This is a genomic window from Sulfurimonas sp. (assembly GCF_023228785.1).
Lineage (GTDB): Bacteria > Campylobacterota > Campylobacteria > Campylobacterales > Sulfurimonadaceae > Sulfurimonas.
On record NZ_JALOAN010000002.1, the window covers coordinates 35,752 to 60,519 of the forward strand.

The window sequence follows — 24,768 nt, forward strand, 5'->3', positions numbered from 1 at the left end:
TTACTCCTAAATAAAATGTTATATTATAACAGTTTTAAAGGTAACCAACTAAAAATCAGATATTTTTTTACTCTACTTGATACTTTATTGCAAAACTAACTCTTTACTCTTTGCATTCTATCTTCTTCTTGAGCTTTATAAAGTTCAGCACAAGCTTTTGAAAGTTCTCTAATTTTGAGTATATAATTTTGTCTCTCTGTTTGTGAAATAGCTTTTCTTGCATCTAAAATATTAAAAGTGTTAGATGCCATCATACACAGATCATAAGCGGGAAGTGGAAGCCCTGCTTCTATAGCTCTTTGGCACTCTTTACTTTTTGCAGCAAAGTCAGCAAAGAGCATCTCAACATCCGCTACTTCAAAGTTGTACTTTGAAAACTCTATTTCGCTCTCTTTATGAACATCTCTATAGTATGTTTTTCCATGCTCATTCTCACCCCAAACGATGTCAAAAACATTATCAACGCCTTGAAGATACATAGCAAGTCTCTCAGTTCCATAGGTAAGCTCAACCGCAACAGGTTTGCACTCTATACCGCCGACTTGTTGAAAGTAAGTAAACTGTGTTACTTCCATGCCGTTAAGCCAAACTTCCCAACCAAGTCCCCACGCTCCAAGAGTTGGAGATTCCCAGTTGTCTTCTACAAAACGAATATCATGGTTTTTCACATCTAGACCAAGGTACTCTAATGATTTTAAATAAAGCTCTTGAATATTGTCTGGAGATGGTTTTATAAGTGCTTGAAACTGATAGTAAGATCCAAGTCTGTTAGGGTTTTGTCCATATCTTCCATCAGTTGGACGGCGAGATGGTGCCACATAAGCAACAGCCCATGGTTGTGAGTCAAGTGAGCGTAAAAAAGTAGCTGGATGAAATGTTCCCGCACCTGCTGGAATGTCGTAAGGTTGAACAATATTACACCCTTGTTTCATCCAAAATTCTTGAAGTTTTAGTAGCATTTCACTAAAAGTTATCATATCTATTTACCTTAATTTTATTTCATAAATTTTTGCAATTATATCATTTTACAGATTATATCGCCTACTTTTCTTTCTAAAGAAGAGGCTACTACCTCACACTTTACCTTTAACAAAAAGCACAAATCACTTCTGTGAGTCTCGCTTAGACACTCGTAGTTTCCCATACCTTTAGTTATAACTAGATCTACCCTATCAAAAAGCTCTTTTGAATAAACATTTGCACGATTATATGAAAATCCGGGAGTGTTAACTCCGCTATCTACTAAGGAGCAGATCTTATCAAACCCAGCTTCATTTGCCTCTTTCATGGTTACATCGTTTATGATTGGATTTCCCCTAACCATATATGAATAATTCGCACTTGGGTAGATCTCTCTTAGAGTTCTTACAAAGATATAGTCAAAAATATGTTCGCCGACATTGTCGCCTATAACTAAAACGCTCTTTGCATTTTTAAGTTTTTCTCGAAGTAGTTCAAAGTCATCATGAGCAAAGTCTGTCTCAAAAACCTTTGAGAGCTCTTCTTCTAAGTCAAACTCAACAACTGCAGCTAGATCTATTACATTTCCAGCTACTGCTATTTTTGTGGCAGTTAGAAGTTTGTCGGCAGATTTTAGAAGTTTTTCTTCTATTAGTGGAACAAATGAGAGAGCTTTTTGTGTTGAGAGTGCTTTTGCCTCTCTATAAAGATCTTCTTTTTCTGCCATAAGAGCCATTTTTTCATAAACATCAGAAGCGATCTCTGGAGGATTTTTAGCATATGAAAACTCCTTACTCATCTCTTTAATAGTTGAAGTTATTTGATCTCGTAACTCTTCTGAGGCGTCTATTGCGTCACAAACTCTATAACTTTGATTGACTATGCAATCAACACAAGCTTTATCTATTTTCATTAAGTAGTGTGTTCATCTATTGCTTTGTTCCACATAAGCTTGTACTTTCTTCTCATAAACTCAACTTCTTGTTGAGATAGTTTTAATTGTTCTTGAAGTGTGTGGATTGTTTTTCTATCTTCATCATAAAGCTCTTGAAGTGAACCTAAAGCTTCTCGTAAAAAGGTGTTTTCAGCCCTTACAGCTTCTAGGGTCTCATCTTTTGCATCTAATACTTTTTCATGAAGATTGATGATGGTACCAATAGTTTTTTCAACAAACTCAGGTTGAACTAACATCTCTTTAGTGTTTCTAGCGGAGAGCTCTTTTAGTTGTGCTGGAACCACGCTTTGTGAGCCTTTAGATGGATCTATCATTCTGATCCCATTTTTGACTTCTACTGTTAGTTTTCCACGAGCACATAAGTCATCAATAGCATCCATATCAAGGCCTGTGAGTTCCATATACTCTTCATCGCTCATCCACTTCATCACTTTTTTCCTTTAATTTATTGCATAAATTTAAGGGCGCTCCTACTATTATTCACGAGAGAGGAACAAGTCCCTCTCTCTGCGTTAACACTAGGTTTCCCTCGGCGAGAAGCCCTCGGCACTTGTGCCTCTACTCGTTTGTCACGGTATCGGAAGTAATTCCGCTACCTACGTTAACACTAGGTTTCCCTCGGCGGGAAGCTCTCGGCACTTGTGCCTCTTTACTCTCCCATCCTCTCCTGAGGTGGAATGTATCTGAGTTACCTACGCTTTTATTATTGTCTCTATCTCTAGTGAATCGATCTCAACTTTTTTAGCTTTAGAAATTCTATCTTCTTGTAGTTTAACTGCTAACTCTTCATTGTCAAGTGCTAAGATCTGCATTGCTAAGTATGCTGAGTTTATAGCTCCCGCTTTTCCTATTGCAACTGTAGCAACTGGCATTCCAGCTGGCATTTGAACAGTAGAGAGAAGTGCATCTATACCACTAAGCGCAGATGCTGACATTGGTACACCGATGATAGGTTTAACAGTTTTTGAAGATAAAACACCTGCTAAATGAGCAGCCATACCAGCTGCTGCAATAAAAACCTGAGCACCTTTTTTTTCTGCTTCAATTATATAGTTTGCAGTTCTCTCAGGTGAGCGATGAGCTGAAGATATAATCATCTCATAGTTTACGCCAAAAGCCTCAAATGTGTCTGAACACGATTTCATTACTTCATAGTCACTCTTGCTACCCATCACAATTGATACAAATTTCATTTACAGTCCTATTTATTTTGTTTAAAATTATACACTTTTTTTATCTCTTTGGATGTGTACTCATATCTTCATGAGCTTTGATCCTAAAAAAAGTGTATGGAGCAAACTTCGTTGGAAGTGCTATAGGATTTACATTTCCACTATGAACTTCTTGCCAGACTTTCCCATTTTTAGCTCTTAACTCTTTTAGTTTTAAATATATGACGCCATCTCTTTCGTAAGTTGTGCCTATTTCATTATTGATCAGCTCTACTTTTGAGTTTTTTGGAGCTACTACTTCTAACTCATCATTTGGCAAAGTTTTATATTTACACAAAAAGAACTCTCCACTCTCATCAGCTTGTCCACTTACTTGGTGTGAGCCTAATTGCATTGTAAAGTCTAAACTTTGAGTGTCATGTTTTTCAAATGGCCTTGAGATCAAGTAAGCATCTGTATATCCACGATTTTGCAAACTCTCTAGCTCATACTGATACTTTTTCGCTTCATACTTGCCATCATAATAATCATCTATAGCATTTCTATAAGCTTTTGCAGTTACTGCAGCATAGTATGATGTTTTTGTTCGTCCCTCGATTTTTACAGAGTCCACAACTCCACTATCAAGTATCTCATCTATATGAGATGCTAGATTTAGATCTTTTGAGTTCATAATGTAGGTTCCAACACCCTCATCTTCTTCTAACCTAAAGAGTGTTCCGGTATCGGGATTTGCAGCATAGATCTCATAAGGAAATCTACAATCATTCGCACAAGATCCACGATTTGGAACTCGCCCACTTTGAAGTGTAGATATAAGACATCTTCCACTATATGCAAAACACATAGATCCATGAACAAATACTTCAAGCTCTAGATCTGGAAGCTCTTTTTTTATCGCCACTAGATCTTTTAGCGAGATCTCGCGAGCTGTAATAATCCTAGTAGCACCCATATCGTAAAAGACTTTTGCATCTAAAACATTCATAACATTTGCTTGAGTTGAGAGATGTAGAGGAATTTGCGGAGCTAGTTCATGAGCTAATTTCAAAACACCTGGAGTTGCAACTATAAAAGCATCAGGACCCAACTCTGCCATCGTTAGTATGTGTTTTTTAAGAAGTGAGAGTTGAGAGTTAAAAGGAAAACCGTTAATGGTCGCATAGACTTTTTTGCCTCTTGCATGAGCGTAGTCAATTCCCTCTTTAAACTCCTCCATACTAAACTCTTTTCCAGAGCGTATGCGAAGCGAGAAGTGGCTAACTCCTCCATAAACAGCGTCAGCGCCAAAGTCAAGAGCTATTTTTAGTTTCTCTAAAGTTCCAGCAGGAGAGAGTAATTCAACCTTTCTCATTACTTCCCAAACTGCTCTAGTAGTGCTTCAATATCATCCGTAGATGCTAGTTCATTGTGAGTGTCACCAGCGATGTGTTGAGCAGATGATACTCTTTTTTCATCTTCTATTTTACCCTCAAAAAGTGTGTTCATATATTTAGAGAGTGCTCGCATTACATTAATAACTCGTTCTATTTTTTGACGATGAATATCTTGATATTGCATAATATCCATAACACTCATAATAGAGTCTCCACTATTTTGTAATGCTTCTAAAGTTTGATTTATATCCTCTTGTGCTGCTTCATTTTTTTCTAGCTGAGTTTTAAAAGCATCAACATCTGGAAACTTTGCGCTGAGTTTGTTAAAGAGTTCTATGTTTGAAGCTATAACTTCTAAAGCATTTTGAGTGTTTGATTCTTTTTCCATTAAGTCATTACTAATAGCTTCAATGATGTCAAAAATTTCACTAGCTTTTTCTTCACCCTCTTTTGTTACATCATCTAGCTGATGTACCATTTTGTTTTCATCTGTGGCAGGTAGCGGCCAGTGATGAGATGTTTTTTCACTGTATCCAGCGGGAATTGCATCATCTACAGCATCATCTTCGACATCTTCATTATCCAATTTGGAGGTTGATTCTTCTATATCACCATCTTCAAAACTATCAAAATCATCGATTTCCCCATTCATCATAGCATCTAATTCTTCTTGAGTCATTTTTCTGTTTCCTAGCCAAATTTATTTATTGTCACTATAATAGCATAAAATCCTAGTAAGTTTTATTTCAGAGGACCAAAATGATAGTCGATTTACACAACCACACTCCACTTTGCAATCATGCCGAGGGAGAACTGTTTAAATATGTTGAAAAAGCCATAAAATTTGGTACAAAACACTTTGGTTTTGCAGATCATGCGCCTATGAAATTTGATCCAAAGTATCGCATGAAGTTTGAAGAAATGCGAGCTTACGAGAGAGAAGTAAAAGATCTAAGAGAAAAATACAAAGACAAAATAGAGATACTTTTAGCTTATGAAGTTGACTTTCTTAATGGTTATATGGACAAGAGAGTTTTAGAAGCTGATGTTGATTATCTTATAGGTTCGGTTCATTTTATAGATGAGTGGGGCTTTGACAACCCTGAGTTTATCGGTCATTATGAGCATGAAGACATAGATGTGATCTGGCAAAAATATTTTGACGCTATAAGAGATATGGCAAAAAGTTCTCACTTTGATATAGTTGGACATCTAGATCTTATAAAAGTTTTTAAATACCTGCCAAAAAAAGATATTAGCCTAATTGCAAAAGAGGCTCTACAAGCTATAAAAGATGCAGATATGGTAATAGAGCTAAATATGGCGGGATATAGAAAACCCATAGCTGAACAGTACCCATCCATAGGTCTTTTAAGAGATGCCTACAAGCTAGACATCCCCATCACTTTTAGCTCAGATGCACACAAACCAGAACAAGTCTCTCTCTTTGCAAAAGAGCTTGTAAAACTAGCTCACGATGTAGGTTATAAAGAGTGTGCAACCTTTAAAAAAAGAAAAAGAGAGATGCTAAAGTTCTAGCTCTTAGTATTTACAAGCCACTGTGAAAAAATATCTAAATAATCCCAAAAACTCTCTATATATTCCTCACTTATTCCTTCATCCACAAGAGCTTCTAAGAGTGGAGCATAGAGAGCTAACCATGATTTACGACTCTCTTCATCGATACGAAATGGAGCGTGTCTTCCAACCATTCTAGGCTCGCCACGACTCAGCTGAAAATATCTAGGTCCTCCACAGATCTGAATAAGAAAATCAAAAGCGTGTTGCTTAGCATCATCAAAATCTTCTTCATCGTGCACAGGAAATAAAAAAGCGATATCACTTGTTTTTATTAGATCATAATGGTCATAAACCAACTTTTTAAATCTCTCTTCACCTACTTCATGTAAAAAACCAGGATGCGGTTTTGCCACCGGTGGCCTAACACCTATTTCTCCATCACTAATTGTCAATTTCATAAAAAACCCTTAAAAATTTGTTAGAATTATACAAAAAAAAAGAAACAACAATGAATGTATCACCAGATTTTTCTCCACCTATAAAACTTATGAAGCCATACTTTCTCCTCACCTCTTTTTTTTATCTCTTTAGTATGCTTTGGCTTTTTTTCATAAACCCTCAAAGTCCACTTGATGACTTCTCTATGATAGCGTGGGTACACCTGTATATGTTGGGCTTTGTGATGATGGCAATTTTCTCAGCAATGGCACAGCTTGGCCCTGTTGTAACTGAGACAAAACATCACAATGTATTTGTTTTTAAGTATATTTGGATCTTTTTAACTCTTGGTTTAACACTTATGTTTATTGGTTTTTACGTAGATCTTAATTTTTTACTCTATGGTGGTGGTTTAGTTCTTGTTGCTATGTGCATATATATAGTTGAGTTTTTTTTAACTCTAAAAAATGCTAGAAGAAAAACTACAATAACCACAGCTATGAAGATGAGCAATCTTTTTTTACTCCTTGGCATCATAAATGGTCTTATTATGGCACTAGGATTTAACTCCTATCTTGAGATAGATCCACACTCCCTTTTAAAAGCTCATACTTTTAGCTTGGTTATTGGTTTTGTAACTCTTTTGATTATGGGCATCTCTATCATCTTAGTTCCCATGTTTGGTTTTAGCAAACGCATAAGTGATAATGAATTTGCAAAGAGTTTTTATACTCTTTGTGCTGGTGTTATTTTAATGCTTGCATCTCCTCTATTTTCAACAAGCATTTTAGAATCTGCATCTTACACTTTAACCATAATCGCCATACTTCTCTATTTTTTCCAATTAGCAAAGATGATGAGATCTAGAAAAAAAGTAGTTCATGATATTTGGGCTAGATCTATCTATGTAGGCTTCATCTCTTTTATACTCTCTTTTTTACTCTTTGTTTTTTATCTTATAAGCCCAGATCCAGAGATTTTAAAACTTGCTTCTTGGATTTTACTTGTTGGTTTCTTTGGCTTTTTAATCATAGGCAACCTATATAAGATTATCCCTTTTTTACTATGGTTTGAGATCTACTCGCCACTCATAGAAGAGCAAAATGTTCCTATGCTCCATGAACTTCTACCATCAAGACTTACTAATTTACAATTTATCTCTTCTTCTCTTGGTTTAGCAATTTCCTCTTTTGGGTTACTTTTAAAAGAGAGTATTATCTTTTATATAGGTGCTTTCTTTTTGCTCTTAGGCGCCACCTTTTTGTTTTCTAGCATATACAAAATGTTTGCAAAAAATTTATAAAGTCCTTTTAAAGATTAGCTTTGTATAATACTTTCATATAAATTAATAAGGAAATTGTAATGAGTAAATATTTAGAATTAACTGGTGCAGATTTTGAAGCAACTTTAAGTGAAGGTGTATCTTTAGTAGACTTTTGGGCTCCATGGTGTGGACCTTGTCGTATGATCGCTCCTGTGATTGAAGAGTTAGCTGAAGACTTTGATGGTAAGGCTAAAATTTGTAAAGTAAACACTGATGAAGAGCAAGATATTGCTGTTAAGTTTGGTATCCGTTCTATCCCAACTATCATGTTCTTCAAAGATGGCGAAATGGTAGATCAAGTTGTTGGAGCACAATCAAAACAAGCTCTAGCTGAAAAAATCAACGCTCTTTTAGCGTAGAGTTTCAGTAGTGTCAAGAGTAAGAGGTCAAAGCCTCTTTTCTCTCTCTACTCTTCTAGCTTCATTTTTTGGTGCCGCTATGATAGCAGGTGCTTTTGCTTACTTCAATTATAAATTTTCAGAGTATAAGTTCATAGACTTTAAAGAGTTTACTTTTTATGAAAAAAGCGATGTTTTTCATCCACAAGAAGATAAATATATAGTTGTCTTTTACAGCTCTAAAGATCCAAACACTATGGAACTACTATCCCAAACAAAACTTAAGCTTCCTATACTTGCTATTGACTACTACAATGAAGTTAGACAAAACACCGAAGGTACGACTTTTTTAAGAAGTGGAACAAAGACTTCACTAAGCTTTATTCAACGCTTTAATATCTATGACTCCCCTTCTATTTTTTTTATAAAAAAATCACAAGAGCAGATTTATAAACAAGATAGTATGATACGAAAATTAGATAATTTGCAAGAACTCGCTTCTGTAGTGGAAGCTTTATAAACTCTGGTTCGTCAGAACCTAGCTTTTAGGAATGCTAACCAATGGCATTCTCCACATTGAGTGCCTCAGCGGTTAGCGTAGATATTTGGACTCTGTTCAAATATCCTTATAGATGAATAAATAAGGAAAAACAATGATTTTAGATTGTGCAATTATAGGTGGTGGACCGGCTGGTCTTACAGCAGGACTCTATACAACTCGTGGTGGTTTAGAAAATGTTGTAATGTTTGAAAAAGGCATGCCAGGTGGGCAGATTACTCAAAGTTCAGAGATAGAAAATTACCCAGGTGCAACTGGTGAGATTACTGGGATGGAGCTTATGGAGCCTTGGCCTGAGCAGTGTCAAAGATTTGGTCTAAAACATGAGATGGTAGAGGTTACTAGAGTTACTAAAGAGGGAGATCTCTTTAAGATCCATAAAGGTGATGGAACTGTAGCAGACGCACATAGTGTTATCATAGCAACTGGCTCATCTCCTAGACGAGCTGACTTTGCTGGAGAAGATGAATTTTTCGGTCGCGGTGTGAGTACTTGTGCTACTTGTGATGGATTTTTCTATAAGGGTAAAGAAGTAGCTGTAATTGGTGGTGGAGACACTGCTTTAGAAGAAGCACTTTACTTGGCAAAAATATGTACTAAGGTATATTTAATCCATAGAAGAGATACATTTAGAGCATCTCCAAATACAGTTGATAGAATTAAAAAATCTGATAAAATAGAATTAGTTTTAAACTCTACCCCTGATGAAGTCTATGGTGACAAAATGGGTGTAACTGGCATAAGAGTTAAAAACAAAGATGGCGAGCTTCGTGATATCGATGTCCCAGGTGTATTTACATTTGTTGGAAATGATGTTAACAACCAAACTCTAAAGCAAGAAGATGGTAGCTTTTTATGCGATATGAATGATAAAGGCGAAGTTATAGTTGATATTAGTATGAATACTTCTGTAAAAGGACTTTTTGCAGCAGGTGACATGAGAATAGCAGCTCCAAAACAAGTTGTAAGTGCAGCAGGTGATGGTGCAGTAGCAGCTCTTCAAGCTATCTCTTATGTAGATGAAAAACTAGGTTAAGGGGTACTATAATGATGGTTAAAGTTGGAGTTTTTGGTGCAAATGGTAGAGTTGGAAAGTTAGTTATTGATGATTTAAAAGAGACTGATGATATTAGTTTGAGTTCGGTGTTTGTTAGGGAGAAATTAAACTTCTCTATAGATCCATCTATCTTAGTAAGTACGAGCGTAAAATCATTTTTAAACGCTTGTGACATCGTTATAGACTTCTCTCTTCCTGAGGCTTGTGAAACACTACTTGAAGCTGCGATAGAGACTCCTACACCTCTTGTTATTGGTACTACAGGATTAAGCTTACATCAACTAAACCTACTAAAACAAGCAAGTGAAAATATGCCTGTTTTATACGCTACAAATATGTCTTTAGGTGTAGCACTTTTAAATAAGCTTGTCGCCCAAGCATCAGCTGCACTTGATGGCTTTGATATAGAAATAGTTGAGATGCATCATAAACATAAAAAAGATGCACCAAGTGGAACAGCTCTTACTCTAGGTGAGTCAGCGGCAACTGGTCGTGGACTTGACTTAGATAAGGTTCGAGTAAGTGGAAGAGATGGAAATATTGGTGAGCGCAGTAAAGATGAGATCTCTGTTATGGCCCTTAGAGGTGGGGATATTGTAGGTCGCCATACTGTTGGTTTTTACAATGATGGAGAGTTTATAGAGCTAAACCACACTGCAACTTCTAGAAACACTTTTAGCAAGGGAGCTATAAGAGCAGCATCATGGTTAGTAGGAAAAAAACCTGGTCTTTACTCTATAAGTGATTGTTTGGAGTTATAAGTATTATAAAAAATTTAAGACAAATCAAGTATACTTCCAAAATCGATAAAATGTGGGCTTAGTGTTTAGAGCTTTGCTCGAAAAAGCGTCATAATAATAGAACAAGGAAAAAATTTGCGAGAAGATGTTAATGAAAAGTGTGCAGTTGTAGGTATTTACGGTCATAAAGAAGCTTCAAGACTAGCTTACTTTGCGCTTCATGCACTTCAGCATCGCGGACAAGAAGCAGCAGGAATAAGTTCTGCTGATGGAGAAAAACTATACACTATCAAAAAACGCGGTTTAGTTATGCGTGTTTTTGATGAAGCAAAACTAAAAACACTTAGTGGGTCTAGTGCTATTGGGCACACTCGCTACTCTACTGCTGGAAATGATTCTATCTTAGATGCTCAACCAGTATTTGCCAGATATGACTTAGGTGAAATGGCAATAGTTCATAATGGAAATCTTACAAACGCTGAAGAAATTAGAAATAGACTTATAGAAAAAGGTGCGATTTTTCAAACATTTATGGATACAGAAAACCTTATTCACCTTATTGCAAAGAGTGAAAAGAAAAAACTTCTAGCTAGAATCATAGATGCAGTTCAAAGAATTGAAGGTGCATTTTCACTTGTCTTTCTAAGTAGAACAAAAATGTTTGCAATGCGTGACCGTCACGGTTTTCGCCCTCTTAGTCTTGGCCGTCTTCCAAATGGTGGCTACATTGTTGCATCTGAGACCTGTGCTTTTGATCTTGTAAGTGCTGAATTTATAAGAGATGTAGAACCAGGTGAACTTCTAATTTTTGAAGAAAATAGAGAGCCCATAAGCATAAAAGTTTTTGAACCAACTCCCAAGCACTGTATTTTTGAGTATGTATATTTTGCAAGACCAGATTCAAAGATCTTTGGTCAATCAGTTTACCAAACAAGAAAAGCCATGGGAAAAGAGCTAGCACACATAAAGCCTGTTGAGGCAGATCTAGTTATTCCTGTTCCTGATGGCGGAGTTCCAGCTGCAATTGGTTACGCTCAAGAGAGCGGCATTCCTTATGAGATGGGAATTATGAGAAATCACTACATTGGTCGAACTTTTATTGAGCCAACTCAAGAGATGCGAGATCTTAAAGTTAAAATGAAACTCTCACCTATGACAGATATCATTAAAGGCAAAAGCGTTATTGTTATAGATGACTCAATTGTTCGTGGAACAACTTCAAGAAGAATAGTAAGAATGTTAAAAGAAGCGGGAGCTAGCGAAGTTCATATGCGTGTCTCCTCTCCTCCAACTACAGATCCATGTTTTTATGGGGTAGATACTCCAAACAAAGACAAGCTAATAGCTGCAAATATGAGTGTTGATGAGATATGCAAATTTATAGGAGCTGACTCTTTAGCTTACTTAGATGAAGCATCACTACTAAGAAGTGTAAATACTAAAGAAGACAACTACTGTACAGCCTGCTTTACTGGCAAATATATCATTTAAACGCAAAATCTATACTTTTGATATATAAAAGTCTGTGATAAGAAGGGAAATCAAGTGCAACAAATCTATACTTTTGGCAACTACTTAAAGTCCAAATTCGGATGCAAAGTTTATAAAGTTGGCATCAATATTTCTGGTTTTACTTGTCCAAATATAGATGGTACGGTTGCAAAAGGCGGCTGTACCTTTTGTCAAAATGACTCTTTTAGTGCGAGCACTGGTGAGACTCAAGAGCTTAAAGGTTTTCATTTAAATCTCACATCTGCCAAAAACCCAAACCTAGATAAACAGCTTTTACAACTCCAAACACAATTTGATGCTATCTCAAAGAGGCAACGTAATGAATATGGTGCAGAGAAATTTATAGTCTATTTCCAATCTTTTACAAACACTTACGCACCATTTGAGACTCTAAAAGCTCTTTATGATAAAGCACTATCATTTGAAAATGTAGTTGGGCTTAGTATTGGTACACGTTCAGATAGCATAACTGATGAGACATTAGAATACTTAGCCAAGCTAAATGAAGATAAAGAGATTTGGGTGGAATTTGGCATCCAGTCCATATATGATGAAACACTCCAAAAAATCAACCGCGGTCACACAAGCGAGATGAACAAAGAGTGGATTAAAAAGTCTAAAAAATTAGGTTTAAATGTTTGTGGACATCTAATATTTGGACTTCCTGATGAGACAAAAGAGATGATGTTAGAAACTACTAAAGAGGCTTATGAGTGGGGAATTGACTCTGTTAAATATCATCCTTTGTATGTTGTTAAAAAAACATCTTTAGCAAATGATTTTCTAAGAGGAAATTTTACTCCAATTAGTGAAGATGAGTATCTTGAAGTCTTAGTAGAGGCAATACAGATGAAACCTAAAAATGTAACAGTTCAAAGAGTAACTGCTGGAATAAATGATTCATCCCTACTCTCACCAGATTGGTGTAGAGATAAAAACTCGCAGATTAGAAATATAAATCAAGCACTAAAACCACTAGGGCTTAAATATTAGTGACCCTCAACTGTAACAAAATCTGCAACATGTCTAAAATATGGCGGCCAATCAAAATAGACTCTAAAACTCTCGCTTTGTCCTGGCTTTAGATTTTTTGCAACTACAAACTCTTTTATTATAGTTTGTGGCTTATATGAAGGATTTCCTGAACCTGTAAAGAAGCCAAAAAATCCACTAGATTTGAAATAGTTTCCACCTTTTACATTTCCTGTAGCGTGTCCCTTATTTATAAGCTTGATCTCAACTACAACCTCGCCTATCTCATGATTACCTTCATTTCTAACTATCCCACTATATGCGATTTTTTCTATGCTTAGTAGTCTTTTGTTTTCTACTTTAGATATAGAAACTTTTTTAGTATACTTATCTACTAAAACTATTGAAAAAACTCCTAATAGTAGACTAATAAGAGTTGTAGATATTACTATTGGAAGAACAAGTTTTTGATCTTTTTGCTTATATGCTGAAAAAATTCCACCTGCAAAAATCAAAATTACGATCAATAATGCGATGTAGTGCCAGTAATTAAATAGAGTTGTTAGTTGCATTTCGCTCCAATAGCAATGTTGTAATCACCTTCATAGTTATAAGGCTCTACTATTATCTTAAACTCTCTACTCTCACCTACATCAATGTCTTGTTCCATAATCTTACTTGTAACTATTGGTTTGAATGAGAAGATATAATTTTTCAATTTGTTTGGAGTCACTTTTATAGCACTAGCTTTAATACTACATTTCTTAAAATATCTTTTTGATTCATTAGTAATAACTCCTTTAACAACAATGGCGTTGTTAAAATTAAGTTTTTTCTCACTCACTAGTTCTATCTTTTGTTTATACAGATATTCATGCATCTTAACATATCCAAGAGTTGGAGCTAAAAAAAGAATACTAAAGGACAAAAGGACAACTAAGACAGCAATTGCAGTCTTTCTTCGAAGCAATATTCCTAAAATGATTAAAAGAATAAAAAGTAAAAAAGAACTACCAAAGAGAATAAGGTCATAAACAATAAGCTCTTTTACAAAGGTAGTTATCTGTGTTTTCATATTTTAGTTACTTCTTGAGTTTTTTTCTACTATCCCACTCATGTTAAATCTTCGAGAGAGTTCTTGTTTTATTAACTCAGGAGAGATATTTTTCGCGCCAAGAGCTACAAGCATATGATATGTCAGATCTGCTGCTTCATATATCATCTCTATCTCATCATCATCTTTATAAGCTAAGCAAAATTCACCAGCTTCTTCTATGACTTTTTTTAGTATAGCGTTATCGCCTTTAGAAAGTAATGCAGCCGTCCACGAACTCTTAGGATCTGCATTTTTTCTCTCTTGGATTGTATGATAAAGAGTATCTATCACTCCATACATCTCTTTAGTATCAATCTCTACATCAGAGCTACTTTTTAGTGTTTCAAGCTCTGTAAAAAAGCAAGATCTTCTGCCAGTGTGACACGCCACACCCTCTTGAATCACTTTTATAAGAAGTGTGTCATTATCACAGTCTATATAAAAAGAGTCTATCTTTTGAATATGTCCACTTGATTCACCTTTTTTCCATATACGCTGTTTACTTCTTGAGAAGTAGTGAGCTATTTTAGTAGTAAGGGAGAGTTCCAATGCTTCTTTGTTCATATAAGCCATCATCAAAACTTCACTGTTTTTGACGTCTTGAACTATAACTGGCAAAAGCTCACACTTTTGCCAGTCAACTCTTTGTAAAGACTTAAGAATGTCCATTATTCTGCCGTTGTTCTTTTCTTGACATCTTTTGTATCAACCCAGATATTTGGAGTTGAACCACCAGGTGTTAAAAATATCTTTGCATCTGTGTTTACTTGTAATGCCTCGTTGAATTTACCTTGAACTTTTAACTGCTCAAGCTCTAAAAGTTGTTTTGTTAACGACTTTGCAATTAAAATATTTGCCTTAGCTTTTGCATCAGCTTCAATAGTTACAGCATCAGCTATACCTTGAGCTTCAATTCTAGCTTTTTGAGCTACACCTTCTGCTTCCGCTGCTCTTCTTAGAGCCTCTTGTTTAGCTCTTGCAACTTGTTGTTCTGCTCTTTGAACCTCTTGTTTTGCAACTTGAACACGTTCTATCTGCTCTTTTACTTTTTCAGGAAGACCAATTTGACGAAGTTGGACTGATTGCAAGTCTGCTGGAGTGTTCTCAAGACTTGAAACACTTAATCTTACATCTCTATCTATCTCTTGAGCTATTTGACTTCTAAGCTGTGGAAGCGACTCTGCATCATATTTACCTACAACACTACGAACAACATCTCTAACAACAGGAGTGATAATCTTCTCTTCCCAACTAAAGCCCCAGTTGGAAATAGTTTGAGCTGCAAACTGAGAGTTTAGTCTATATTGAACAGTTAGCTCTATAGTAACAGGAAGACCTCTCTTATCCAAAACTGTAATAGCAGGTTTAGAACCTATTCCAGAAGTGATTCCACTATTAGCTTCAACACGAGTAGCATAGTTGATGATACGAACTTTAGTATCAACCACATATACCTTTTGAATCACTGGAACTATAAAGTGAAGACCTGGCAAAAGTGCTTGATCTTGATACTTACCATTTGTACTTAAAATTCCTCTCTCACCCTCTTGGATAATAGTAAAAGGTCTTGCTAATACTAATAAAAGAACTACTGCTACAAGAAAGTAAACGATCCCTGCCTTACCACCACCTAAGTTAAAATCTAACTTTGGTAGTTGTGGACCTCCACCTCCGCCAGAACCACCACTTGATTTTTGATTAGATCCACTGCTTTGACTTTTTTTCTTGTTAAAGTAATCATTCATATCTGATGCCATTAATATATTGTCCTTCATATTTATATTCTTTCCTTAATTTTATTTATCTCTTTTAACACTCATCAACATAAGTCAAATAGTGCGCATATTTTTCATTGCGACCAAAAACTATATCGAAGTAAGCACTTTGTAATTTTTCTGTCATTACTCCACGAGAACCATTTCCTATCACTCTAGCATCAACTATTCTAACAGGTGTTATTTCAGCTGCTGTTCCTGTTAAAAATGCCTCATCTGCAACATAAACTTCTTCTCTTGAAATTTTACGACGCTCAACTTTTATACCCATATCTTCTGCCATCTCTATAACTGTTTTTTGAGTTATTGAAACAAGAGCATTGTCACTTGGAGGAGTTACTAAAACACCATTTGCTACCATAAAAAAGCTAGCTCCTGATGCTTCTGCTACATAGCCTTGATCATCTAAAAGCAAGGCTTCATCATATCCACAATCAATAGCTTCATATTTTGCCATTTGAGAGTTTAAGTAGTTTGCAGCTGCTTTTGCTTTACCCATATTTGAAGTATTTGATGGTCTGTTCATCGAAGCGATTTTTAGCTTGATGCCTTTTTGGAGTCCCTCTTCTCCTAGATAAGCGCCCCATTCCCAAGCACTCATAACAGTTTCAACTGGAGCATTTTTGTGATATACACCCATAACACCATAGCCTAAAAATGCAAAAGGACGAAGATAGACATTGTCACCATCAAACTCATTTCTTTTTATAAGTTCGATCTGAGCTCTGTTCATCTCCTCAACACTATAAGGGATATCTATCAAAGTCATTTTAGCTGACTCTTTTAGTCTTTTTGTATGGTCATTTAAGCGAAAAATCGCATAACCTTTTTTAGTTTTATAGGCTTTTGTGCCTTCAATTACACCGTTTCCATAATGAATTGTGTGTGAAAGCACATGCACCTTTGCATCATGCCAAGCTACAAACTCTCCATTCATCCAAATATATTTGGCTGCGTCCATTGATTCTCCAATAATTATCACTTTGTAAATTGCTGATATTTTATCTAAAATGCTGTTTATTATGTATTAAGAAGTAAAGAAAAATACTTGATTTTATTTTTAGGAGAAAGGGGCAAAGCCTGTATCAAACAGGCCTAATGTATTAAAATTTAAGAATAACATCCAATTGTGTACGATGATAATCTATTTCAGTATCACCTAATTTACTCCAGTTGAACCATGCACCAATATCTACATTTTTTGCAAATTTATATTTTGTTTTAAAATAGTAACCTTTAGAGTCTGTTCCACCGCCACTAAAGTCAGAGTCATTATGTGCTCCAAATACTGCATCTTTTTCAACATCTCTGTAAGTAACAGCCGCTTTCCATTTTTTAGTTATAGCAAGTTCTGCACTTATGTCATATCCAATATTATCGTCATTTGCTAGCGTATTGTACGCTACTATTATCGCTACTTTAGCTGGCATACCCATTACTAAATCTTTAACTTTTACCTCAGCAAAACCTTCCATAATTCCGTAATCTTCTGCATAAAGACCAGTAGCATCTGCTGTGTTGCCCATTGAACCACTATCGTATGGAGCTGTTGCACCTTTGATACCATCATATAAATAATACGCTGCACCTAAGTTTAAACTAGTATTGCCAAACTTTTGAGTATTCACATATTGTGCTATGAAAATGTTGATATCATCATCATTAACTCCGTTTTTATGCCCTTTTTCTCTATGTAGACGATTCACACCAACTCTAATCATAGTGCTATCATTCTTATAACCGTAGTTTATACCTTCTAAACGGATATCATTATCCCATACAAGCTGTGTTCCTATCGGTCTATAGATATCGTGTTTTTGCTTACCAACTCTAATCCATGAGTTGTCAAATGAGTACTTTATATCAGCTATATCAATATTCAACTCCTCAATAAAATAGTCTTGTATACTCTCATCATCTTTAAAGCTTACATTTCCTGATGTTGGGTTATATTTTCCACTTGAGATAGCAGTTTCTAGTAAAATATTGTCAGTAATATCAACATTTACGCTATATCTGAATCTATATCTCTCTCTATCTTTATCTTTATCACCAGAAACTTTTTTAAAGTTATCTGTATCTATTGACTCTTGTCTTAATCTAAGATCACCTTTTAGATGGAATCTATCCCAAAATCCATTTTTATTAACTTCATTAGCCATTGATGCTGTTGTCATTGTAGCTATTGTTACTATTGATAAAACTATTTTTTTCATTCTCGAAATTCCTTTTTTTTTGTTGAAGAAATTATAAAATTGTTTGGTTACACGAAGATTACATTTTTTGTTAATGAACAACAGGTAATATATAAGTAAAGGATATTTATGCGTTATGAAGATTTCGAAAAAGCCCTTGATAGTTTAAACATAGTCACAAGAATGACTCAGTCTGAGCTGAAAAATCAATACAGAAGGTTATCAAAAAAATACCATCCAGATATGCCAGATGGTAGTGATAAGAAGTTTAAAGAGATCTCAGAGGCGTATAAACTCATACAAAACTATATGAAAAGCTATAGATTCTCACTAGATAGAGATGAGTTTTACTCTCAAAACCCTCTTGCTGACAGACCAGATGACTGGTTTAAAAGTTTTAACTCTTAATCTACTTCTTAAGTGAAAACTGAAACATTTTCTCCATGGCAATCGCTTCATCTCTTCCATATACGATAATGTCATTATCAACTTTTAGTTCTTCGTTTGGTATCTGATCTTTATACTCAACAAAGTTTAGTATGTGTTTTATACAGTTTAGTCTTGCTTTTTTCTTATTGTCACTCTTAACAATAGTCCACGGTGCAAATTCTGTGTGAGTTTGACTTAGCATCATATACTTTGCAAGTGAGTACTCATTCCAAAGTTTTTGTGATTCTTTATCTACTTCTGAAAACTTGTACTGTTTTAGCGGATCTGTCTCTCTAGCTTTAAACCTTTTTGCTTGTTCATCTTTTGAAACTGAGAAGTAGAACTTAAAGATCTTTATCTCTTCATCTACTATCATATCTTCAAATTTTGGAGCATCTTTTAAAAACTGATGGTGCTGTCTCTCCGTACAAAAGCCCATTACAGGCTCTACCATAGCACGGTTATACCAACTTCTATCAAAGATCACTATCTCTCCAGCAGTAGGTAAATGTTGCACATATCTTTGAAAATACCACTGTTTTGTTTCTATATCACTAGGTTTTTCTAGTGCTACAACTCTAGCACCCCTAGGATTTAGATGTTCAGTGATTCTTTTTATAGTTCCACCTTTTCCAGCAGCATCACGTCCTTCAAAGATCATAATAACTTTAAGTCCATTTGCTTTTATGTGGTTTTGAAGTTTTAAAAGTTCTACTTGAAGTTTAGCTAACTCTTTTTCGTAGATAAGAGTCTCTTCTTTAACCCATACTTGAACTTTACCTGTTCTATCACTCTCTCTTTTATCGTCTTTGCTAGATCTACTCTCTTTTTTATTTTTACTTTTTTCTTGTATTTTTTCTTTCACTTTTAATTTCCTTTTAGCCTATAAATTTACCAGTACTTGTAACTTGTGCATCCATGATCTCTATCTCTCTAGCACCTGAAATAACAACATCCGGATTTGGAGAGTAGTTTAAATGCTCATCTCTACCTTCATAATCTACTTTATTTAGTATGACTTTTAATGATTCTAATCTCGCAAGCTGCTTATTATTTGAGCGGATTATAGTCCATGGAGCATTATGAGAATGTGTCTGTTTTATCATATTGTACTTTGTCTGGGTAAAATCATCCCATTTATCTTGAGCTTGAAGATCTATCTCGCTTAACTTCCACTGTCTTAGTGGATCATTTTGTCTTCTCTCAAATCTTCTAGCTTGCTCATCCTTTGTAACACTATAATAAAGTTTTACAAGTATGATTCCTTGGCGAACAAGATCATTCTCAAACCCCTTCACCCCATTCATAAAATCTCCATACTCTTTTTTAGTACAAAAATCAAAAACAGACTCAACCATAGCTCTGTTATACCAACTTCTGTCAAAAAGCACTATCTCTCCAGCTGTAGGAAAATGTTGTACATATTTTTGATAAAACCATTGAGATTTTTGTTCTTGTGTTGGTCTTCCAAGGGCAACTATCCTATAATGTTTCTCATCCATATATCTTGTAACTCTTCTTATTGTCCCGCCCTTTCCAGCCGCATCACGACCCTCAAAGAGGATTATCATCTTTTGATTTGTATCTTCAAGATATTTTTGAAGTTTTATAAGCTCAGATTGATATGGTTTTAACTTTTGCTCATTAATTCTCTTAATATCTGCTTTAGTATTTATTTTTTTTAAAGACTTAGACTGCTTATAGCCTCTGATGAGTTCGTCAAGTGTGACTTCTGTTCCATCAACTCTAAAAGTATCTTTGTGTTTCATATCTATAAAATCCTTTATGTCATTTTTATTTAGTATACATATATAATTCTTGATACTTACTTCAGTTTATAAATATTGAACCCTCTAATTAATCTATGAATCAGATTCCGTGTCAAGCATGGAATGACGGACACTCGTCATCCTGAACTTGATTCAGGATCCAACTCAATAATTGTTAAGAGCATTCTATTATATACGGGTGATAATTCTATATTTTTATAAACTATTTTGCAACACGAATTATAAAAATAAAAACTTAAATTGCTTAAATTTTAGCCATCGCCAGAGATAGAATTAAATAATTTTGAGATATACTTACACTCATATTATCCACAGGGAGACATGATGGGAAAGTTTGTTAGCACCACGGAGGAGTTTTTTACTTTTTGTGAAGAACATGACATTGGATTTGTAGATTTTAGATTTACAGATATTAAAGGCACATGGCACCATGTAAGCTACAGAATGAGTGCTGTTACAACAGAGCAACTAGAAAACGGTTTACCTTTTGATGGTTCATCCATAGAAGCATGGCAACCTATCAACAAGTCTGATATGCTTCTAAGACCAGATGTAAAAACCGCTTTTTTAGATCCTTTTACTGCTGATCCAACTATCATTGTTTTTTGTGATGTTTATGACATTTATAAGCATCAAGCTTACGAGAGATGTCCTCGCTCTATTGCAAAAGCAGCCCTAGAACATGCTGAATCTCTTGGAATTGCTGATACTGTATTCTTTGGTCCTGAAAATGAATTTTTTATGTTTGACAGCATAACTTTTGTTGACAATATCAACGAAGCAGGTTATAGAATCGATACCGAAGAAGGTGAATGGAACTCTAACAATCCATATCCAGATATGTACAACACAGGACACAGACCAGGAACAAAAGGTGGTTATTTCCCAGTAGCTCCAGTTGACTCTGCTGTAGATATTCGTGCTGAGATGATGCAAGTACTAGAGCAAGTCGGACTTGAAGTAATTCTCGGTCACCATGAAGTAGCTCAAGGTCAACACGAGATCGGTATAGTTTTCTCAGATATGATTACAGCTGCTGATAATGTTCAAAAATATAAATATGTTATAAAAATGGTAGCTCATCTAAATGGAAAAACTGCTACCTTTATGCCAAAACCGATGTTTGGTGACAATGGAAATGGTATGCATGTTCACCAATCACTTTGGAAGGATGGTAAAAACCTCTTTTACAAACAAGGAAACTATGCAAATGTTTCTGATATGGGGCTACACTACATAGGTGGTATCTTTAAACATGCTCGCTCAGTTGCCGCATTTACCAACCCTACAACAAACTCATACAAAAGACTTCTTCCTGGATTTGAAGCACCAAATGTTTTAACTTACTCTTCTCAAAACCGTTCTGCATCTTGCCGTATTCCTTATGGTGCTGGAGAAAAAGCTACTCGTGTTGAGATGCGTTTTCCAGATTCAAGTTCTTGTCCTTACCTTGCTTTTGCTGTAATGCTTATGGCTGGTCTTGATGGTATTAAAAACAAAGATATTCCTATTGGACCTATGGATGAAAACCTATACGAACTCTCTTTAGATGAGATCCGTGAAAAAGGTATCCCTCAACTTCCACACACCCTTCGTGGCTCACTAGAATCGCTATTTAGAGATTTTGAGTACTTAAAACCTATCTTTAGTGATGAACTTCTAGAAGCCTACAGACACTATAGATTTGAGCGAGATGTTTGGCCTGATGAGGGTCGTCCTACTGCTTATGAGTTTAAAACAACTTACCAATGCTAAAACATATTCTCTAGCTATAAAGCTAGAGAATAAAAATATATCTCTCTTTTTTTGCTCAAAATCATACTTTTTGCTATAATTTAGTTAAAAATTATTAGTTGGTAAAAGATGTCAAATAAAATTACTCAACTCATGTTAAATGAGCTTATCCTCCAATCAAAAAAAACAGATGCTCAATTAGCAAATAAAATCGAATCTGTCCTAAGCTTTTACACAACAGAACAAAAAGAAAATCAAAAAACTATAAAACAAAATGAATACTTTCTAAAGCAGTGGGATAGAAGAAATATAATAGCTAACCAAAGAGATATGCAAAAAGATGAACTTTTAAAACAACAATCCAGACTTGCTGCTATGGGTGAGATGATAGATGCTATCGCACACCAATGGAAACAGCCATTAAACTCTATAAGTATGATGAGTGATATGTTAAGAGAAGACTTTAAAGATGGTAATGTCGATGAACCTTACATCCAAGAACTTGATGAAAATATTCATATGCAGATAGATCATATGATTAGCACTCTAGGTGAGTTTCGTACATTTTTTAGACCTCATACTAAAAATGAAGATTTTACATTTTTAGATGCCCTTAAGAGTGTTCAAGTTCTTATGAAAGATGAGCTTATATCTCAAAATATTCTTTTATGTTTAGAGATAGATGAAAATCTTAGTATCTTTGGAAATAAAAATGAGTTTAAACATCTCTTTATAAACCTCATAAACAACTCCATTGACTCTTTTAATGAAAAAAACATACGTTATAGAAAAATCCATATTAGATGTTATGAAGAAAACAAAAACACTTATATAGAAGTTGAGGATAATGCAGGTGGAGTTCCTCTTAACGTTATAAATGATATCTTCAAAGCAAATGTAACTACAAAAAAAGAAGATAAAGGGACTGGAATAGGTCTATATATGAGTGAACAAATTCTCAAAAAAAATCATGGCTCTATCAATGTCCACAACACAAAAGACGGAGCTTTCTTTACAATAATATTGCGACAACCAACTAGATAAATTTCGACTCACAAAAGCCTAATACAAAATCTGATATAATTTCAATCTTGATTATCATATGTAAGAGTGTAATGATCAAAATTTCAAGTTTTAAGGATTCAAAATGAATCATATCAAAGTGGGCAAATATCGCCCTTACCCAAAAATAGATTTGCCACATAGAGAGTGGCCTAACAATACAATTACAAAAGCTCCTAAGTGGTGTAGTGTAGATTTACGTGATGGAAACCAAGCACTAGTCAACCCTATGGACATGAATAAAAAACTTGAACTTTTTGCACTCTTACTAAAACTCGGATTTAAAGAAATAGAAGTAGGTTTTCCTTCTGCTTCTAAGGTAGAGTTTGATTTTTTACGCCGTTTAGTTGATGACAAACTTATTCCAGATGATGTAACGATTCAGGTTTTAGTTCAAGCAAGAGAGCATCTTATTGCTAAGACTTTTGAAGCACTTAAGGGTGTAAAGAAAGCAACTATTCACCTTTATAATTCAACTTCTAGTGCTCAAAGAAAGATAGTTTTTGGAAAAAGCAAAGAAGAGATTATTGCTTTGGCTATAGAAGGTGTTGACCTAGTAAAAGAGTTTGAAGCAAAGCATGATGGAGAGATATTTTTAGAGTACTCTCCTGAGAGTTTTACAGGAACTGAGTTAGAGTTTGCTGCAGCTATTTCAAATGCTGTAACTGATAGATGGGGTATCTCTGATACAAGAAAGGTAATTATAAACCTTCCAGCAACAGTGGAGATGTCAACTCCAAATGTTTATGCAGATCAGATCGAGTGGATGTCAAAGCATTTAGATAACCGTAAAAATGTCATCATCTCAACTCATACTCATAATGATAGAGGAACTTCCATCGCTGCAACAGAGTTAGCGCTTTTAGCAGGTGCTGATAGAGTTGAGGGGACACTTTTAAGTAATGGTGAGAGAACAGGAAATGTTGACATCATAACTTTGGCGCTAAATATGTTAACTCAAGGCATAAACCCAGAGTTAAACTTCTCAAATGTAGATGAAGTCTTAGAAATTGTCGAAAAATGTACTGAGATGCCTACTCACCCTAGACATCCTTATGTCGGAGAATTAGTCTACACTGCATTTTCAGGCTCACACCAAGATGCGATAAATAAAGGTTTAGCGTATCAAAAAAGTAGCCAAGATGGGTTTTGGGAAGTTCCATATCTACCAATTGATCCAAAAGATGTAGGTCGCTCTTATGAGTCTATCATTCGCATCAACTCACAATCTGGAAAAGGTGGAGTAGCTTATATATTAGAGAAAAACTTTGGTTATCAGCTTCCAAAAGCTATGCATCCAGAGATTGGTAAGATCGTTCAAGCTATAACTGATGAAGAGGGAAGAGAGCTAGATCCAAGTGAGATCTTAGATATTTTCAATAAAACATATTTTGAGCCAAATGAGCATATTATTTTTGTAGATGTTACAGTTGAGTCACTAAAAAAAGTCTCTACTTGCACTCTAATCTACAACTACAAAGGTAAAGAGATAGTAGCATCTGCACAAGGAAATGGTCCTATAGACGCTTGTAAAAATGCTTTAATGAAAGACTATGAAAATGAGTTTTCAATAAACTCATACTCAGAACACTCTTGTGGAGATAAGAGCAGTGCAAAAGCTATCGCCTACATAGAAGTAGAGTCCAAGGAGACTCTATCTTGTTTTGGTGTAGGTATCGATGATGACATAGCAACAGCATCTATAAAAGCTATGTTTAGTGCCTTAAATAGGACTTTTAGCAACTAATCTTAAAGACTCACTC

At 35.2% G+C, this 24,768-nt stretch carries 27 protein-coding genes; 12 read left to right on the forward strand and 15 right to left on the reverse strand.

Going from position 1 to position 24,768, the window contains the following annotated elements; translation table 11 throughout:
* Positions 1-95 precede the first annotated feature (95 nt).
* The 6 genes from glyQ to M0Q24_RS00720 all read right to left on the reverse strand — a co-directional run bounded on the left by glyQ (position 96) and on the right by M0Q24_RS00720 (position 5,142).
* Positions 96-977 carry a glycine--tRNA ligase subunit alpha gene (gene glyQ, locus M0Q24_RS00695; protein WP_295045765.1) on the reverse strand — a complete coding sequence of 294 codons (882 nt, stop codon included), beginning with the start codon at positions 975-977 and terminating at the stop codon, positions 96-98.
* Between the two features lie 38 nt (positions 978-1,015).
* Positions 1,016-1,873 carry an ARMT1-like domain-containing protein gene (locus M0Q24_RS00700; RefSeq protein WP_295045768.1) on the reverse strand — a complete coding sequence of 286 codons (858 nt, stop codon included), beginning with the start codon at positions 1,871-1,873 and terminating at the stop codon, positions 1,016-1,018.
* Positions 1,873-2,343, reverse strand: a complete 471-nt coding sequence (locus tag M0Q24_RS00705) for a DUF3972 domain-containing protein (protein ID WP_295045770.1) — start codon at positions 2,341-2,343, stop codon at positions 1,873-1,875. The genes M0Q24_RS00700 and M0Q24_RS00705 overlap by 1 nt, the downstream gene beginning before the upstream one ends.
* Before the next feature lie 264 nt (positions 2,344-2,607).
* Complete coding sequence (gene purE, locus M0Q24_RS00710) at positions 2,608-3,108, reverse strand: 5-(carboxyamino)imidazole ribonucleotide mutase (RefSeq protein ID WP_295045773.1); 501 nt, start codon at positions 3,106-3,108, stop codon at positions 2,608-2,610.
* Positions 3,109-3,148: 40 nt separating this feature from the next.
* On the reverse strand, positions 3,149-4,441 hold the full coding sequence (locus tag M0Q24_RS00715; protein ID WP_295045776.1) for a peptidase U32 family protein: 1,293 nt from the start codon (positions 4,439-4,441) through the stop codon (positions 3,149-3,151).
* Positions 4,441-5,142, reverse strand: a complete 702-nt coding sequence (locus M0Q24_RS00720; protein ID WP_295045778.1) for a chemotaxis protein — start codon at positions 5,140-5,142, stop codon at positions 4,441-4,443. The genes M0Q24_RS00715 and M0Q24_RS00720 overlap by 1 nt, the downstream gene beginning before the upstream one ends.
* Positions 5,143-5,222: 80 nt before the next feature.
* Between M0Q24_RS00720 and M0Q24_RS00725 the strand changes: the two genes are divergently transcribed.
* The gene (locus M0Q24_RS00725; RefSeq protein ID WP_295045781.1) at positions 5,223-6,002 is read left to right on the forward strand and encodes a histidinol-phosphatase HisJ family protein; all 780 of its coding nucleotides are present in this window, start codon (positions 5,223-5,225) and stop codon (positions 6,000-6,002) included.
* Here M0Q24_RS00725 and M0Q24_RS00730 read toward each other — a convergent pair.
* Positions 5,999-6,442 (reverse strand): globin, encoded by a 444-nt coding sequence (locus M0Q24_RS00730; protein WP_295045784.1) that lies wholly within the window; start codon positions 6,440-6,442, stop codon positions 5,999-6,001. The genes M0Q24_RS00725 and M0Q24_RS00730 overlap by 4 nt on opposite strands.
* A 50-nt stretch (positions 6,443-6,492) precedes the next feature.
* Here M0Q24_RS00730 and M0Q24_RS00735 point away from each other — a divergent pair, with 50 nt between their 5' ends.
* From M0Q24_RS00735 to M0Q24_RS00765, 7 genes are all read left to right on the forward strand, one after another.
* A complete protein-coding gene (locus M0Q24_RS00735; protein ID WP_295045787.1) occupies positions 6,493-7,725 on the forward strand; it encodes a hypothetical protein in 1,233 nt (410 codons plus the stop codon).
* Positions 7,726-7,784: 59 nt separating this feature from the next.
* Complete coding sequence (gene trxA / locus M0Q24_RS00740) at positions 7,785-8,105, forward strand: thioredoxin (RefSeq protein WP_295045790.1); 321 nt, start codon at positions 7,785-7,787, stop codon at positions 8,103-8,105.
* A 10-nt stretch (positions 8,106-8,115) separates the two neighbouring features.
* Complete coding sequence (locus M0Q24_RS00745; protein ID WP_295045792.1) at positions 8,116-8,604, forward strand: hypothetical protein; 489 nt, start codon at positions 8,116-8,118, stop codon at positions 8,602-8,604.
* Between the two features lie 136 nt (positions 8,605-8,740).
* Positions 8,741-9,679: a thioredoxin-disulfide reductase gene (gene trxB, locus M0Q24_RS00750; protein WP_295045968.1), complete on the forward strand. Its 939-nt coding sequence runs from the start codon at positions 8,741-8,743 to the stop codon at positions 9,677-9,679.
* Positions 9,680-9,693: 14 nt separating this feature from the next.
* Positions 9,694-10,461, forward strand: a complete 768-nt coding sequence (gene dapB / locus M0Q24_RS00755; protein WP_295045971.1) for a 4-hydroxy-tetrahydrodipicolinate reductase — start codon at positions 9,694-9,696, stop codon at positions 10,459-10,461.
* A 114-nt stretch (positions 10,462-10,575) separates the two neighbouring features.
* Entirely contained in the window at positions 10,576-11,931 is a 1,356-nt protein-coding gene (purF, locus tag M0Q24_RS00760; RefSeq protein ID WP_295045795.1) for an amidophosphoribosyltransferase, read from the forward strand.
* Between the two features lie 54 nt (positions 11,932-11,985).
* The gene (locus M0Q24_RS00765) at positions 11,986-12,945 is read left to right on the forward strand and encodes a TIGR01212 family radical SAM protein (protein WP_295045799.1); all 960 of its coding nucleotides are present in this window, start codon (positions 11,986-11,988) and stop codon (positions 12,943-12,945) included.
* On the opposite strand, the gene M0Q24_RS00770 is transcribed toward M0Q24_RS00765, so the two are convergent.
* From M0Q24_RS00770 to M0Q24_RS00795, 6 genes are all read right to left on the reverse strand, one after another.
* A complete protein-coding gene (locus M0Q24_RS00770; RefSeq protein WP_295045802.1) occupies positions 12,942-13,496 on the reverse strand; it encodes a DUF2393 family protein in 555 nt (184 codons plus the stop codon). The genes M0Q24_RS00765 and M0Q24_RS00770 overlap by 4 nt on opposite strands.
* Positions 13,487-13,999: a DUF2393 domain-containing protein gene (locus M0Q24_RS00775; protein ID WP_295045805.1), complete on the reverse strand. Its 513-nt coding sequence runs from the start codon at positions 13,997-13,999 to the stop codon at positions 13,487-13,489. Before M0Q24_RS00775 ends, M0Q24_RS00770 begins: the two co-directional genes overlap by 10 nt.
* A 3-nt stretch (positions 14,000-14,002) precedes the next feature.
* Positions 14,003-14,689, reverse strand: a complete 687-nt coding sequence (gene hisIE / locus M0Q24_RS00780) for a bifunctional phosphoribosyl-AMP cyclohydrolase/phosphoribosyl-ATP diphosphatase HisIE (RefSeq protein ID WP_295045808.1) — start codon at positions 14,687-14,689, stop codon at positions 14,003-14,005.
* On the reverse strand, positions 14,689-15,777 hold the full coding sequence (locus tag M0Q24_RS00785) for an SPFH domain-containing protein (RefSeq protein WP_295045974.1): 1,089 nt from the start codon (positions 15,775-15,777) through the stop codon (positions 14,689-14,691). The genes hisIE and M0Q24_RS00785 overlap by 1 nt, the downstream gene beginning before the upstream one ends.
* Before the next feature lie 52 nt (positions 15,778-15,829).
* The gene (locus M0Q24_RS00790) at positions 15,830-16,756 is read right to left on the reverse strand and encodes a branched-chain amino acid transaminase (RefSeq protein WP_295045811.1); all 927 of its coding nucleotides are present in this window, start codon (positions 16,754-16,756) and stop codon (positions 15,830-15,832) included.
* 142 nt (positions 16,757-16,898) lie between these two features.
* Positions 16,899-18,011, reverse strand: a complete 1,113-nt coding sequence (locus M0Q24_RS00795; protein ID WP_295045814.1) for a putative porin — start codon at positions 18,009-18,011, stop codon at positions 16,899-16,901.
* Positions 18,012-18,119: 108 nt separating this feature from the next.
* Here M0Q24_RS00795 and M0Q24_RS00800 point away from each other — a divergent pair, with 108 nt between their 5' ends.
* Positions 18,120-18,398 (forward strand): DnaJ domain-containing protein, encoded by a 279-nt coding sequence (locus tag M0Q24_RS00800; RefSeq protein WP_295045817.1) that lies wholly within the window; start codon positions 18,120-18,122, stop codon positions 18,396-18,398.
* A gap of 1 nt (position 18,399) precedes the next feature.
* Here the strand turns inward: M0Q24_RS00800 and ppk2 (M0Q24_RS00805) are convergent, their stop codons facing one another.
* Both ppk2 (M0Q24_RS00805) and ppk2 (M0Q24_RS00810) read right to left on the reverse strand, forming a co-directional pair.
* Entirely contained in the window at positions 18,400-19,284 is an 885-nt protein-coding gene (ppk2, locus tag M0Q24_RS00805) for a polyphosphate kinase 2 (RefSeq protein ID WP_295045820.1), read from the reverse strand.
* Between the two features lie 13 nt (positions 19,285-19,297).
* Complete coding sequence (gene ppk2 / locus M0Q24_RS00810; protein WP_295045824.1) at positions 19,298-20,188, reverse strand: polyphosphate kinase 2; 891 nt, start codon at positions 20,186-20,188, stop codon at positions 19,298-19,300.
* Positions 20,189-20,533: 345 nt separating this feature from the next.
* On the opposite strand from ppk2 (M0Q24_RS00810), the gene glnA reads away from it, so the two are divergent.
* From glnA to leuA, 3 genes are all read left to right on the forward strand, one after another.
* Positions 20,534-21,964 (forward strand): type I glutamate--ammonia ligase, encoded by a 1,431-nt coding sequence (gene glnA / locus M0Q24_RS00815; protein WP_295045826.1) that lies wholly within the window; start codon positions 20,534-20,536, stop codon positions 21,962-21,964.
* A gap of 108 nt (positions 21,965-22,072) precedes the next feature.
* A complete protein-coding gene (locus tag M0Q24_RS00820; protein WP_295045828.1) occupies positions 22,073-22,987 on the forward strand; it encodes a HAMP domain-containing sensor histidine kinase in 915 nt (304 codons plus the stop codon).
* Between the two features lie 103 nt (positions 22,988-23,090).
* The gene (gene leuA / locus M0Q24_RS00825; protein WP_295045831.1) at positions 23,091-24,752 is read left to right on the forward strand and encodes a 2-isopropylmalate synthase; all 1,662 of its coding nucleotides are present in this window, start codon (positions 23,091-23,093) and stop codon (positions 24,750-24,752) included.
* The last annotated feature ends 16 nt before the right edge of the window (positions 24,753-24,768 follow it).